General features: G+C 38.4%; 15 protein-coding genes and 1 pseudogene. 5 read left to right on the forward strand and 11 right to left on the reverse strand.

Annotated features, from left to right (window positions below):
* Positions 1-81 precede the first annotated feature (81 nt).
* The 7 genes from ACMZ42_RS23560 to pdhA form a co-directional block, all read right to left on the reverse strand.
* Positions 82-759: an LrgB family protein gene (locus ACMZ42_RS23560; RefSeq protein ID WP_370077018.1), complete on the reverse strand. Its 678-nt coding sequence runs from the start codon at positions 757-759 to the stop codon at positions 82-84.
* Positions 752-1,195 (reverse strand): CidA/LrgA family protein, encoded by a 444-nt coding sequence (locus tag ACMZ42_RS23565; RefSeq protein ID WP_415732986.1) that lies wholly within the window; start codon positions 1,193-1,195, stop codon positions 752-754. The genes ACMZ42_RS23560 and ACMZ42_RS23565 overlap by 8 nt, the downstream gene beginning before the upstream one ends.
* A 198-nt stretch (positions 1,196-1,393) precedes the next feature.
* Complete coding sequence (locus ACMZ42_RS23570; RefSeq protein WP_370077014.1) at positions 1,394-2,176, reverse strand: SDR family NAD(P)-dependent oxidoreductase; 783 nt, start codon at positions 2,174-2,176, stop codon at positions 1,394-1,396.
* A gap of 248 nt (positions 2,177-2,424) precedes the next feature.
* A complete protein-coding gene (lpdA, locus tag ACMZ42_RS23575; RefSeq protein WP_370077012.1) occupies positions 2,425-3,840 on the reverse strand; it encodes a dihydrolipoyl dehydrogenase in 1,416 nt (471 codons plus the stop codon).
* Between the two features lie 5 nt (positions 3,841-3,845).
* Entirely contained in the window at positions 3,846-5,189 is a 1,344-nt protein-coding gene (locus tag ACMZ42_RS23580) for a dihydrolipoamide acetyltransferase family protein (protein ID WP_402872277.1), read from the reverse strand.
* 42 nt (positions 5,190-5,231) lie between these two features.
* Positions 5,232-6,209, reverse strand: coding sequence for an alpha-ketoacid dehydrogenase subunit beta (locus ACMZ42_RS23585; protein WP_079559704.1), 978 nt, complete (start codon positions 6,207-6,209; stop codon positions 5,232-5,234).
* Between the two features lie 3 nt (positions 6,210-6,212).
* A complete protein-coding gene (gene pdhA / locus ACMZ42_RS23590; RefSeq protein ID WP_100542608.1) occupies positions 6,213-7,328 on the reverse strand; it encodes a pyruvate dehydrogenase (acetyl-transferring) E1 component subunit alpha in 1,116 nt (371 codons plus the stop codon).
* A 394-nt stretch (positions 7,329-7,722) separates the two neighbouring features.
* On the opposite strand from pdhA, the gene def reads away from it, so the two are divergent.
* Positions 7,723-8,280, forward strand: coding sequence for a peptide deformylase (gene def, locus ACMZ42_RS23595; RefSeq protein ID WP_370077007.1), 558 nt, complete (start codon positions 7,723-7,725; stop codon positions 8,278-8,280).
* A 117-nt stretch (positions 8,281-8,397) separates the two neighbouring features.
* On the opposite strand, the gene ACMZ42_RS23600 is transcribed toward def, so the two are convergent.
* The gene (locus ACMZ42_RS23600) at positions 8,398-8,643 is read right to left on the reverse strand and encodes a hypothetical protein (protein ID WP_415732987.1); all 246 of its coding nucleotides are present in this window, start codon (positions 8,641-8,643) and stop codon (positions 8,398-8,400) included.
* Positions 8,640-8,948, reverse strand: a complete 309-nt coding sequence (locus tag ACMZ42_RS23605; protein ID WP_415732988.1) for a hypothetical protein — start codon at positions 8,946-8,948, stop codon at positions 8,640-8,642. Before ACMZ42_RS23605 ends, ACMZ42_RS23600 begins: the two co-directional genes overlap by 4 nt.
* Here ACMZ42_RS23605 and ACMZ42_RS23610 point away from each other — a divergent pair.
* Entirely contained in the window at positions 8,939-9,133 is a 195-nt protein-coding gene (locus tag ACMZ42_RS23610) for a DeoR family transcriptional regulator (RefSeq protein WP_415732989.1), read from the forward strand. The two genes, ACMZ42_RS23605 and ACMZ42_RS23610, sit on opposite strands and share 10 nt — an antisense overlap.
* Positions 9,134-9,227: 94 nt before the next feature.
* Here ACMZ42_RS23610 and ACMZ42_RS23615 read toward each other — a convergent pair.
* Positions 9,228-9,863: pseudogene (locus ACMZ42_RS23615) on the reverse strand (RNA-guided endonuclease InsQ/TnpB family protein); the annotation flags it as partial.
* On the opposite strand from ACMZ42_RS23615, the gene ACMZ42_RS23620 reads away from it, so the two are divergent.
* On the forward strand, positions 9,825-10,073 hold the full coding sequence (locus tag ACMZ42_RS23620; RefSeq protein WP_415732990.1) for a hypothetical protein: 249 nt from the start codon (positions 9,825-9,827) through the stop codon (positions 10,071-10,073). The pseudogene ACMZ42_RS23615 and the gene ACMZ42_RS23620 sit on opposite strands and share 39 nt — an antisense overlap.
* Before the next feature lie 176 nt (positions 10,074-10,249).
* On the opposite strand, the gene ACMZ42_RS23625 is transcribed toward ACMZ42_RS23620, so the two are convergent.
* On the reverse strand, positions 10,250-11,020 hold the full coding sequence (locus tag ACMZ42_RS23625) for a Cof-type HAD-IIB family hydrolase (protein ID WP_415732991.1): 771 nt from the start codon (positions 11,018-11,020) through the stop codon (positions 10,250-10,252).
* A 448-nt stretch (positions 11,021-11,468) separates the two neighbouring features.
* Here ACMZ42_RS23625 and ACMZ42_RS23630 point away from each other — a divergent pair, with 448 nt between their 5' ends.
* Positions 11,469-11,678 (forward strand): DNA-dependent RNA polymerase subunit epsilon, encoded by a 210-nt coding sequence (locus ACMZ42_RS23630; protein WP_370077001.1) that lies wholly within the window; start codon positions 11,469-11,471, stop codon positions 11,676-11,678.
* 5 nt (positions 11,679-11,683) lie between these two features.
* Positions 11,684-13,351 carry a ribonuclease J1 gene (gene rnjA / locus ACMZ42_RS23635; RefSeq protein ID WP_370076999.1) on the forward strand — a complete coding sequence of 556 codons (1,668 nt, stop codon included), beginning with the start codon at positions 11,684-11,686 and terminating at the stop codon, positions 13,349-13,351.
* Positions 13,352-13,506: the final 155 nt, after the last annotated feature.

The raw sequence follows: 13,506 nt of genomic DNA on the forward strand, positions 1-13,506 counted from the left end.
TGTATATAGATCCAGAAATATTAAGTGCATTACTTTAATTCTTGACTTTTAATAAAAATATAAACTGTATATAGCTTTTTTTTACAAAAATAAATAAACAAATAGTGGACATAAAAATGCGCCTATAATTGCAGTTAAGGCCATAGATAGCGAGCCTACTGATAATTCTTGTTCTCCGTATTCTCTTAATTTAACAAGCCCAACGCCATGTGAAGCACTACCTACTGCAACACCTCTACTAACGGCTGAATCAATTTTGCCGTATTTAATGACTAGCGGTCCAATAATAGCGCCTACAAACCCTGCCAGCATTACAAGCACAGCTGTTAATGGTGGAATGCCGCCAATTGTCTCACTCACCTGCATACCAACAGGTGTCGTTAATGATTTAGGCAAGGCCGTCAGCAGCCAGCTTTTATTGACGCCAATCCATTTCAGCATAACAAATATTGTTGCTAAGCCCGTAATCATGGCGATAAAAATACCTGACAAAATAGCATATTTATATTTCATAATGATCTCACGCTGATTATATAGAGGATAAGCTAGGGCTACAACTGCTGGACCTAGCATTTTTTGAAGCCATTGCCCTCCCTCCATATAAGTAGAATATGGAATGTTAAAGACTAATAACATAACAGCACTGACGATCGTTGTCGTCACTAGCGGAATCATTAAAGGATGTGGGTAACGTTGATAAAGTTTTGTAAATAACACGAATAAGACAACGGTGCCAACGACAACAATAATTTCAATCAACAGTTAATTTCCCCTCTCCTTCTTCTACAATGGCTTCTGTTTCTTTTTTAGCCAGCTCTTTTTTCTCAACCATTTGACTAAGTAATCCTGTAACATAAATAGAGATTAGCGTGCTTGCTATAACGGCTAGCATAATCAATAGGCCAGTAGTTGAAAAAAGTTCAGGGTAGTCAATCACTCCTACTGTTGCAGGAATGAAAAACAAGGTTAATACGCCAATTAAGAAGCCTGCTCCATCTTGAATGTATTCTACTTTAATTATTTTAAAATTGAGTGAAAGTGCTAGTAATAGTAATCCAATTACACTTCCCGGAAGAGGTACATGTAGTAAAGCCACAATACCGACACCCATGTAATAAAAAATATTGAGTATCCCAATCTGAACAATAATACGAACAACTCTCTTTAACATCGAAGCAAAATTTTCGTTCAACATTTCGCCACATTTCACCCCCTATAACGTTTATTCTACATCTGCAGGAATTTTCTGTCTATTATAATTTTAGGAAAACAATAGAAAAAAAGGATAACTCCAAAACACTTTGAGCCATCCTTTTTCTATACATAAGATAAAGAGGTTGTCTAAAAACTGCTCTACATTCGTTTTTAAGACACCGCCAAAAGTCTTTTTTAACTATAATGCGTGTCCAGAACCACCATCAATGTTTACAGAAGTTCCTGTCACATAACTAGCTGCATCTGATACTAAAAAAGTAATGACATTTGCTGCTTCTTGAGTATCCCCTACTCGACCAAGTGGAATCGCTTGACCTACTTTACGGGAATAATTTTCCCACGATAGTTCTGGCGCTTCTTCCTTCCACTTCTTCTCAATTTGATCACTACGAATAAGCCCAATACAAACAGAATTCACACGAATATTATCTTTCCCTAAGTCTTTGCTCATAGCCTTCGTTAACGCAAGCCCTGCCGCACGACTTACAGTAGTAGGGAGTGAGTTTGCTGGTGGTGTTTTAGCCATTACCGCAGTCACATTAACTATTGCACCGCCACCAACCTTACGCAAATGAGGTGCAGCATATTTTGAACAATTGACAGCACCAAATACTTTTAAATCTAAATCAGCTTGCCATAGCTCACTACTAACCGCTTCAAATGGATTAGCCGAAGCTGTCCCTGCATTATTAATAAGAATATCAAGACGACCAAAATGTTCTACTGCTCGTTCAATTAAGTACTTACAATCTTTTTCCTTTGTAATATCAGTCGCTACAATTAATACGTCCTCGCCTGTTTCGTTTTTAATACAGCCAGCAGCCACTTGAAGCTGTTTTTCACCACGAGCACAAAGTACAACCTTTGCCCCCTCTTTCACAAGCTGCATCGCTGTATAATAACCAATTCCCTTACTTGAACCTGTAATAACTGCTACTTTCCCCTTTAAGCCTAGTTCCATTGTGATCACCCCAGTTTTTTGTTCAACTTCTTTTGTTATACAAACATCGATATCATTTTCGAATATCTAGCAGTCAATTTCAGAGACTATCTGACACATTCGCTAAATCTATTCGGTATTTAATATAATCCCAACCGAACTATATTATTTGAATATTCATTCGATATAATTACTTTATCAAAATTACAAGTAATATACAAAAAAACGGCTACAAAGCAAATGCTTTATAGCCGTTTTCATAAACTTTATTATTTTTTAGCTACAATATGGATTGGGTTGCCAAGTAATACTTCAGCAGCTTCCATTGTAATTTCACCTAATGTTGGGTGAGCATGGATTGTTAATGCGATATCTTCAGCAGTCATGCCGCCTTCAATTGCTAAGCCCATTTCAGCGATCATATCTGATGCACCAGCACCTACGATTTGAGCACCGATTAATAAGCCATCTTCTTTACGCGCAACAAGCTTCACGAAACCTTCTGTTTGGTTTAATGCAAGTGCACGACCATTTGCTGCGAATGGGAATTTCGCTGCAGTGTATTCAATGCCTTCAGCTTTCGCTTCATCTTCGTTATAACCAACTGTTGCCATTTCTGGATCTGTGAAGCATACAGCAGGAATAGCTAAATAATCAACGATTGATTTTTCACCAGCGATTGCTTCAGCAGCAACTTTACCTTCGTAAGATGCTTTATGAGCAAGTTGAGGACCAGCTACAATATCACCAATTGCATAGATGTTTGGAATATTTGTACGACATTGTTTGTCAACATTGATAAGACCACGTTCACCGAATTCAATACCGATTTCAGCAAGGCCCATTTCATCTGTATTTGGACGACGACCTACAGTTACTAATACATAGTCAGCTTCAACTTTTTTCTCTTCTCCGCCAACTTCATATGTTACTACTACGCCGTTTTCTGTTTCTTCAACGCCTTTTGCAGATGCGTTTACTTCCATTTCAACGCCTTTCTTTTTAAGGCCTTTTTTCACGATTTGTGTCATTTGTTTTTCGAAACCAGCTAAGATATCTTTTCCGCCCTCGATAATTGTTACTTGTGAGCCAAGATTAGCATATGCTGAACCTAACTCTGTACCAATATAACCTCCACCGATAACAACTAATTTACCTGGTACTTCTTGTAAAGAAAGTGCGCCAGTAGAATTTAGTACGCGATCAGAGAATTTGAATGTTGGAATTTCAACTGGGCGAGAACCTGTTGCGATAATTACATTGTTAAATGTGTATGTTTGAGCAGATTCACCATTGATGATACGCACTGAATGAGCGTCAACGAAATAAGCTTCACCTTGTACAATTTCAACTTTATTACCTTTAAGTAAGCCTTCAACACCGCCAGTTAATTTTTTAACAACGCTGTCTTTAAATGCTTGTGCTTTTGAGAAGTCTAATTTCACGTCAGAAGCGATGATACCCATGTCATCTGAATGTTTAGCATGCTCAAAACGGTGACCTACTGAAATTAATGCTTTTGATGGGATACAACCTACGTTTAAGCACACACCACCAAGTACATTTTTTTCAACGATTGTTACTTTTTGGCCAGTTTGAGCTGCACGGATTGCTGCTACATATCCTCCAGGACCTGAACCAATGACAAGAGTATCTGTTTCGATTGGAAAATCTCCTACTACCATTTTTGTTACGCCTCCATTAATAATAATTCTGGTTCACTTAGCAAACGCTTTAAGTGATTTAAAGCATTTTGCGCAGTGGCTCCATCAATCATACGATGATCAAAGCTCAATGATAATGCTAACACAGGTGCGGCTACAATTTCACCATTTTTTATTACAGGTTTTTCTGAAATTCGACCAATACCTAGAATTGCTACTTCAGGATGATTAATTACCGGAGTAAACCATTGTCCTCCTGCAGAGCCGATATTCGTAATCGACATCGAAGCGCCCTTCATTTCATGTGGTGCAAGCTTGCCTTCACGTGCTTTAGTCGCTAATTCATTAATCTCGTTTGATACTGCAAATACAGATTTACGATCTGCGTGCTTAATAACTGGTACTAACAAGCCTTTTTCTGTATCTGCTGCAATACCAATATTATAATAATGCTTCTGAATAATCTCTTGTGTTGCATCATCTAATGAGCGGTTAAATTCTGGGAATTCGCGTAAAGTTGAAATAAGCGCTTTAACTACGTATGGTAAGTACGTTAATTTGACACCTTTTTCAGCAGCGATATCTTTGAATTTTTTGCGATGTGCTACTAGAGCTGTTACATCGACTTCATCCATTAGTGTAACATGTGGAGCCGTTTGTTTCGAGTGAACCATCGCTTTTGCAATCGCTTTTCGAATGCCCGACATTTTCTCACGTGTTTCAGGGAATTCACCTTCAAGAACTACTGGTGCTGCTGCTTGTGCAGTTGTTTCTTGCTGAACAGCCTCCTCATTAGCCACCGGTGCTACTTCAGCCTCTACAGCGCCTCCACCTTTTAGGAAATTCTCAATATCTTGTTTTAAAATACGACCATTTTTGCCTGTACCTTTAACTTCACGAATATTAACATCATGCTCTCGTGCAAATTTACGTACTGAAGGCATTGCAATGACACGCTTATTTTCATCAGCTACAGTTACAGCTTCAGTCTTTTCGGCAGCTTTCTCTGGAGCCTGCTCATCTTTAACAGGAGCCTTTTCTACTTTCTGACCATCCTCAGCTGTTGCTTGAACTTGAGCCTCTGTTTTCGCCTCAGCATGGTCATCACCTTTTAGCTTTAAGTCTTCATAGCCAGGTGCATCAAAACGGATTAAGACATCACCAACAACTGCTACTGTGCCTTCTCCTACTAAAACTTCCTCTACTTTCCCTTCCACCGGAGAAGGGATTTCTACTACTGCTTTGTCATTTTGTACTTCACAAAGAATATCATCTTCTTTTACTGTATCTCCAGCTTTAACGAACCATTTCACGATTTCGCCTTCGTGAATACCCTCGCCTATGTCTGGTAATCTAAATTCAAATGCCATGTGTACCCATCCTTTCTATATTACCGTCGTTTAGCAGCTACATTAGAATGTTAAAACTTTTTTCGCTGTTTCCATTACATCTTTATAGTTTGGTAACCAAACACCTTCAGCTTGTGGGAATGGGTACACAGTATCTGGTGCAGCCACACGAAGTACAGGTGCTTCTAAGCTTAAAATCGCGCGTTCTGTAATTTCAGCCACAACATTTGCAGCGATACCTGCCTGTTTTTGAGCCTCTTGTACAACGATTGCGCGACCTGTTTTTTCAACTGACGCAATAATTGTTTCAATATCAATAGGTTGGATTGTACGTAAATCAATAACTTCTACAGAGTGACCTTCTTTTTCTAGCTCTTCTGCAGCCTTTAAGCTTTCGTGAACCATTAAACCATAGGCAATGATTGTTAGATCTTTACCTTCACGTTTTACATCCGCTTTACCTAGTGGAATTTCGTATGCTTCCTCTGGCACCTCTTCACGGAATGAACGATATAATTTTAAATGCTCTAAGAAAATGACTGGGTTGTCATTTCGAATAGATGAAATCAGTAAGCCTTTCGCATCGTATGGTGTAGATGGTACAACAACCGTTAACCCTGGTTGTGCTGTCATTAAACTCTCTAAGCTATCTGAGTGCATTTCTGGTGTATGTACACCACCACCAAATGGAGAACGGATTGTTACTGGTGCATTATAGACACCGCCGCTACGGTAGCTCATACGTGCTAATTGACCACTAATTGAATCCATTACTTCATAAACAAAGCCGAAGAACTGAATTTCAGGAACTGGACGGAAACCTTGAAGAGAAAGTCCGACTGCTAAGCCACCAATACCTGACTCTGCTAATGGAGTATCGAAAACGCGGTCAACACCGAATTCTTTTTGTAGGCCTTCAGTTGCGCGGAATACCCCACCATTGACACCTACATCTTCCCCGAATACAAGAACGTTTTCATCATTCTTTAATTCTGTGCGAAGTGCATCTGTAATTGCTTGAATCATTGTCATTTGTGCCATAGGTTATTTCGACTCCTTCTCTTTATAGATTTCATATTGTTCTTTTAAGTTTGATGGCATTTCGCCTTTATACATGTTTTCCATTAACTGTGTTACTTTTTGTTTTGGAGCAGCATCGGCTTTTTTGATCGCCTCTTTAATTTCTTCTTTTGCACGCTCAATAACAGCCTCTTCTTTTTGCTCATCCCATAAACCTTTCGCCTCTAGATATTTACGGAAGCGTACAAGAGGGTCTTTTTGCGCCCATTCACTATCTGTATCCGATGTACGGTAACGCGTTGGGTCATCCCCTGCCATTGTATGAGGACCATAGCGATAGCACATTGTTTCAATTAAAGTAGGACCTTCGCCATTAACAGCGCGCTCACGTGCATCACGTGTTGCTACGTAAACAGCTAACGCATCCATTCCATCTACTAAAATACTTGGTAAGCCTGCTGCTACACCTTTTTGAGCAATTGTTTTCGCAGCTGTTTGTAATTCACGAGGTGTTGAAATTGCATATTGGTTATTTTGTACAATGAAAATTGCTGGTGATTTAAACGCACCCGCAAAGTTAATGCCTTCATAGAAATCCCCTTGCGATGACCCACCATCACCTGTATAAGTTACAGCGACAGCCTTTTTACCACGTTTTTGAATACCAAGCGCTACACCTGCAGCTTGAATATATTGTGCACCGATAATGATTTGAGGTGCTAATACGTTTACCCCTTCAGGAACTTGATTCCCCATAAAATGACCGCGTGAGAATAAAAACGCTTTATCTAAAGGTAAACCATGCCATACGATTTGTGGTACATCACGGTAACCTGGTAAAATCCAATCTTCTTTTTCTAACGCAAAGTGTGAAGCAAGTTGTGAAGCTTCCTGCCCAGCCGTTGGTGCATAGAAGCCTAATCGACCTTGACGGTTAAGAGAAATGGAACGTTGGTCTAAAATACGTGTATAAACCATACGCGTCATTAACTCAACTAGCTCCTCATCAGATAACTTTGGGTCTGCCTCGTCATTTATAATTTCGCCTTCTTCATTTAAAATTTGGAACATTTCAAATTTATCTTCTATTTCAGTTAGCGTTTGTTTAGCGTCAAAAATATTATTGTTTTTCTTGCCCATTTGTCACATCTCCCTTTCAGCTGTATTAAAATAAATCACCATTTCAACTAGTACAACTTATTCTTTGCACTCAGTATACTGAATAAAATACTGTCGGTCAATCATATAATACGCGTATAAACAAAGATTTTTTCTAACATAGCGATTATACAACTCTGTTTCATACTGTACCACTAACAAAGAATAACTGTATTATAACAACGTATCAAAAGTACATAATTATTTAGTTTCCTTACATGATTACCAATAGTAGAATGCCCCAGTTCCAGACAATCTAATAGCTTTAGAAAAATTTTTTAAGTATATTCAAATAAGGTCTTTTTTCATGTGATTGTTTTAAGACGTGATGTATACTTATAAGTAAGCACTACAAAGTTGAAAGGAAGATTCATATATGATTTTAATGGATGATATTATTCGCGAAGGTCATCCGACTTTACGCACAAAAGCTGAGGAGGTCAAATTCCCTTTAACTGATGAAGTAAGACAGCTTGCAGAAGACATGCTTCAATATTTAATAAACAGCCAAGATCCTGAAATGGCAGATAAATATAATTTACGCGGCGGCATTGGATTAGCTGCCAATCAAGTAAATAGCCTACATCGCATGTTTGCCCTTCATTTAACTGATGACAATGGCGAACAATTAAGTTTTGTAGCTATCAACCCAAAAATCGTTAGCCACTCTGTAGAAAACTCATACCTTGCAGCGGGTGAGGGCTGCCTTTCTGTAGATCGCAATGTTCCAGGCTATGTACCACGTCATGCTCGTGTTACAGTTAAATTTAAAACAATTGACGGTGAAGAGAAAAAATTGCGACTTAAAGGCATGCCTGCTATAGCCTTCCAACACGAATTAGACCACCTTAACGGCATTATGTTTTACGATCGCATCAATGAAAAAAATCCATTTGCGGAAATTCCAGATTCTACACCATACGAGCGCGATTAGGAGCACAGAAAGAAAGCAAACCCCTGCAGTTATTATAAACTGCGGGGTCTACTTTCTTTTTAGACTCGTTTTGATCTTCTACCCATCACTTTCAATTTTCAAATATCCCAATTATTTTTATGCTATTTCTATTCCTTGTTCTAAACGTTCGTTTATTTTTTCCAGCAGTGCAGGCAGCTCTTCCATCGTTCGAATCGTATAATGCGCACCTATCTCTTTAAATATTCGTGCTGTTTTTTCAATAGCTATTTGCTGCTCTTCTTCAGATAACCCCATCTCAGAACTTCCAACAATAACACCTACAGCCCAAACACCTGCATTTAAAGCCTCTTTAATATCTGAGGTTGTATCACCAATCTTCACAACTTGTTTCGTTGCCTCAATCCTAATGCCTCCATATTTTTAAAAATCATATATGGGTATGGACGTCCTCTATCCCCTACTTGAGTAGGCGTTACTAAAAAATCAGGTTCATATCCTTTTGCCGCTGCATGTTGAGTCACTACCTCCATCGAGCCAATACGATTACCCTCTTTCCTTAATCGATACACCGTTTCTTTCACATGCTGAATCGGATCTGTGTAAGTAGCTAACGATTCCATAAGCTTTGATTCAAACTGAATATATAAAGCTAGGACATCCTGTTCCGTGAAATGAAATGTATACAATAGAAAGGCAACAGCATATTTTACAATTTGTACGAAAACATATTATAGTAAAATTAGTAACGCTAACAAAAGAGTTCAACGTTTCAACGGAAACAATCCGTCGTGATATTCAACACAGCTTGTGCAAGATAAGAAAATGGAGAAGTTTTATGGCGGTGGTGAACTACCCACCATTTATAACCTAGCAGTTTTTGAAGTGGGGGCTTCTCGACTTATCGTTGCTTTTAGTAGCCAACGAAAACTGACCGAGCTATCCCTCTTGTTCCAAAAGTTTTTTTGTTATGCTAACGCTAATAAACGCAATCCTTCATGTCTGATGTTGATAAACGGCATTCCAGTCCCTGTCTGCTATAAACCTACAATCACAGTAGAACGTACACTCAGAAAGAGATAAGGACTCCTTTACTTGACCACAATTGGAACAAGTTTTGGAAGAAGGAAACCATCTGTCTATTTTGATTAACTTTTTCCCTTGCTCCTCTAACTTATACCTAAGAAAAGTTGTGAACAAGCCCCATGCATTATCTGCAACGCTTTTACCAAAACGGAGTGCTTGTGACATCCCCTTCATGTTGAGATCTTCAATCACCACGCAATCATAGGTTTTGCTACTTTATGCGATTCTTTATGCAGAAAGTCTTTCCGTTGGTTGGCGATTTTTTCATGTAACCTCGCTACTTTAAGACGTTTTTTGTGCCAACGATTAGAATCTTTCTTTTTGCGTGATAGAATACTTTGTTCCTTCGCTAATTTTACCATGGCTTGACGATAGAAACTTGGGTAATTGGCTGTCTTACCTTCTTCGCTATCGACAAATAAGCCATTCATGGAAAAATCTAACCCAACAACATCTTGTACTTCCTTTTTTATAGGTTGATGTTCGTATTCTGTGAGAATAGAAACATAATATTTACCCGGAAACAAATTATAAATATTTCTCAAACTGTCTATGTAGCAGCTGATTCTTCGAAATTCAATAAAGATGTCGCTATTCAAGTTTGTCCAGTAAATGCGGTAGATATGATTATCACAGATTACTCACTCTCTAAAGACACGATCAATCATTTCACGGATAATGGTGTACAACTGAAAATAGTAAGAACAAACATCGAAGACACTAAATAATTTATTAAATACAAAAGCAACTAGTTGTAGTCAATTCTTACAACTAGTTGCTTCTTTAGTTTCTCTAATCAATTATGCCTCGGCATTGCGTCCGGAGGTTTAACTTATTTCAGCGGATGTCTTTTGTACCGAAAGCTTAGCGACAGGTACGGATGTTTCGACTCCGTTGAAATAAGTTAGATAATATTTAATTGGTGCATGATTTTAGCAAGACCATCCTCGTCCACATGCTCCGCAATATGAGTAGCAACAGCCTTCACTCTCTCATGACCATTCCCCATCGCCACGCCAGTCCCAACAGCCTGTAGCATTTCAATATCGTTAAGTCCATCCCCAAAAGCAATGGCATCATTTAATGTCAGCCCTATCTTATCAAGGACCTTTTCAATACCAGCAGCCTTCGAGCCTCCCTTTGGTAAAACATCACAAGAATAGCGGTGCCAGCGTACAAACTCCACGTTCGGAAATGCTTCACGATATAAATGTTCATCTTTTTCTTCCATAAAAATAAGTGTTTGATAGACATCGTTCTGCATATAATAAGTTGAGTCTATAGTCGGATACTCGTATTTTAATGTATCGAGGCTTTCTACTACCATATTGTTATTTCCTACAGATGCAATCATACGCTTGTCGTCTAAAAATACTACAGGTTCATTTCGTGCTTCACCAAAGGCAATGATTTTGGCTAGCTCACCTTTTCCAACACCATTCGTATAAATAACCTCACCACGATAAACAACATATTGTCCGTTAAATGTCACATACGTATTAATATCTAGCTCTTCTAGCAAGGATTGAATCATGAAAGGTGCACGTCCAGTTGCAATCGCTATCTCATATCCATTACGACGAGCTTCAAAAAGTGCCTCTTTCGCAGAAGCAGGTAATATTTTCTCACTATTATAAAGTGTACCATCTACATCAAAAAATAATATTTTCTTCATCTTATAGTCCCCTTCATTATGTATTATTCTGCAAGGTTAATGACTTTACAGAGGCAATATTTTTTATTATAATGATCCTAAGGAGTGATGTGCCATGCTGAAGAAACTCAAACGCAAATTGTTGAAGCAACTTCGCGGCATACTCGGAAAAAAATCAATTGCCTAACATTTGCCCTTCATTATTTGAAGGGCTTTTCTTTATTTTAGAGTAACTGCGTGATAATATAAAGGAAATGCATTTATTTGGCTATGCGCAACCACTGTCTCATTGCATAATTCAATTACACCTTGTTGTAATTACGTCTGGATTGTAACACTGAGATACAAGAACTTCAAACGTCTAATTTCTTCCTTTGTTTACTAGAAATTTGCTGTTTTTTCTTGTAGTACGTGTGTGGTATTAGTCAAAGGTGCAAGAAAATTGTACGCAATAAAAGGAGAGCAAACTATGATTTACAAAGTTTATTATCAAGAAAAAGTAAATGAAATTCCAGTTCGCGAAAACACTAAAAGTCTATACCTAGAAGCTGCTTCAGAACGCGAAGTACGTGAAAAGCTAAAAGACCGAAACTACAACATCGAGTTCGTTCAATTGCTTGAAGGTAACTATTTAGTCTACGAACAAGCAAGCCCGAACTTCATCTTGGAGGAAATTTAACAAACATGAAGTTTGTTAAAAATGACCAAGCAGCTGTTTTCGCGCTCGGCGGACTGGGCGAAATCGGCAAAAACACTTACGGCGTTCAATTTCAAGATGAAATCATTTTAATTGATGCCGGCATTAAATTCCCAGAAGACGACTTACTCGGCATTGACTACGTTATTCCGGATTATACTTATTTAGTACGCAACGCCGACAAAATTAAAGGATTATTTGTTACACATGGACATGAAGACCATATTGGTGGTATTCCCTACTTATTACGTCAAGTAAATGTCCCTGTCTACGGCGGCAAGCTTGCACTTGGTTTATTACGCAATAAGTTAGACGAGCATGGTTTACTACGTACAACAAAGCTTATCGAAATTAAAGAAGAGGATGTTATTAAGTTCAGAAAAACATCTGTTAGCTTCTTTAGAACAACACACAGTATTCCAGATGCTTACGGAATCGTTGTAAAAACACCACCTGGTAACATCGTGCATACAGGTGATTTTAAATTTGACTTTACACCTGTAGGCGAGCCAGCCAACTTAACAAAAATGGCTGAAATCGGCCGTGATGGCGTACTATGCTTACTTTCAGATAGTACGAATGCAGAAAAGCCTAACTTTACAATGTCAGAGCGTACAGTTGGTAAAAGTATCGATGAAATTTTCCGTAAGGTAGATAGTCGTATTATTTTTGCAACTTTCGCATCTAACATTCACCGTTTACAACAAGCAACAGATGCTGCAGTAAAATACGGAAGAAAAATTGCTGTCTTCGGACGTTCAATGGATAATGCCATTACAATTGGTCGTGAACTAGGCTATATTAATGCACCAAAGGATACATTTATTGATGCCCAAAGCATTAATCGTCTTCCTGCCAATGAAGTTATGATATTATGTACAGGCTCTCAAGGTGAACCGATGGCCGCACTTTCTCGCATTGCCAATGGTACACATCGTCAAATCCAAATCCAGCCTGGTGACACAGTTATCTTCTCTTCTTCACCAGTACCAGGAAATACGGTAAGTGTAAACAAGATTATCAACTTACTTTTCCGTGCAGGTGCAGAAGTTATACATGGTGCACTGAATAATATCCATACTTCCGGTCACGGTTCTCAAGAAGAACAAAAACTAATGCTGCGCCTAATGAAGCCTAAATTCTTTATGCCAATTCACGGTGAATTCCGTATGTTGAAAATGCATACTCATCTAGCAGAAGATTGTGATGTTCCGCTTGAAAATACATTCGTTATGGAGAATGGTGACGTGCTAGCATTAAGTGCCAACGAAGCACATGTAGCAGGTCGTATTCCTTCAGGAGACGTTTATATTGACGGCAATGGTATTGGAGATATCGGCAATATCGTATTACGTGATCGACGCATTCTTTCTGAAGAAGGTTTAGTGATCGTTGTTGTAAGTGTGGATATGGAAAACCAAAAAATCGTTTCCGGTCCAGACATTATTTCACGAGGCTTTGTTTACATGCGTGAGTCAGGTACGATGATTAATGAAGCACAAAAAATGCTAAACCGACACCTGAATGAATCAATTCAAGGCAAAACGCCTCAATGGACTGAGCTAAAAAATGAAATCACTGACGTATTAGGACCATATTTATTCGAAAAAACAAAACGTCGCCCTATGATTTTACCGATCATTATGGAGGTTTAATCTCATTAAAAAAACTACGCAAAATTGCGTAGTTTTTTTATTTTCATTTTTTTTGGAACCTCTTTGCTTTTTTTTCGTATATAGTATGAAGACTCTAAAATAATTTCAACAACAATAAGTTTCAAAATGAATTAGAGTAACACAAGAAATAGCTA

It is taken from the genome of Lysinibacillus sp. NPDC056185 (genome assembly GCF_047737915.1).
Classification (GTDB): Bacteria; Bacillota; Bacilli; order Bacillales_A; family Planococcaceae; genus Lysinibacillus.

Coding starts and splice junctions, on each gene's coding strand:
- ACMZ42_RS23625 (WP_415732991.1), bottom strand. CDS start 11,020: ATGAAGAAAATATTATTTTTTGATGTAGATGGTACACTTTATAATAGT.
- ACMZ42_RS23580 (WP_402872277.1), bottom strand. CDS start 5,189: ATGGCATTTGAATTTAGATTACCAGACATAGGCGAGGGTATTCACGAA.
- ACMZ42_RS23585 (WP_079559704.1), bottom strand. CDS start 6,209: ATGGCACAAATGACAATGATTCAAGCAATTACAGATGCACTTCGCACA.
- lpdA (WP_370077012.1), bottom strand. CDS start 3,840: ATGGTAGTAGGAGATTTTCCAATCGAAACAGATACTCTTGTCATTGGT.
- ACMZ42_RS23630 (WP_370077001.1), top strand. CDS start 11,469: ATGATTTACAAAGTTTATTATCAAGAAAAAGTAAATGAAATTCCAGTT.
- ACMZ42_RS23610 (WP_415732989.1), top strand. CDS start 8,939: ATGTATACAATAGAAAGGCAACAGCATATTTTACAATTTGTACGAAAA.
- ACMZ42_RS23570 (WP_370077014.1), bottom strand. CDS start 2,176: ATGGAACTAGGCTTAAAGGGGAAAGTAGCAGTTATTACAGGTTCAAGT.
- def (WP_370077007.1), top strand. CDS start 7,723: ATGATTTTAATGGATGATATTATTCGCGAAGGTCATCCGACTTTACGC.
- ACMZ42_RS23565 (WP_415732986.1), bottom strand. CDS start 1,195: ATGTTGAACGAAAATTTTGCTTCGATGTTAAAGAGAGTTGTTCGTATT.
- pdhA (WP_100542608.1), bottom strand. CDS start 7,328: ATGGGCAAGAAAAACAATAATATTTTTGACGCTAAACAAACGCTAACT.
- ACMZ42_RS23620 (WP_415732990.1), top strand. CDS start 9,825: ATGTTCGTATTCTGTGAGAATAGAAACATAATATTTACCCGGAAACAA.
- rnjA (WP_370076999.1), top strand. CDS start 11,684: ATGAAGTTTGTTAAAAATGACCAAGCAGCTGTTTTCGCGCTCGGCGGA.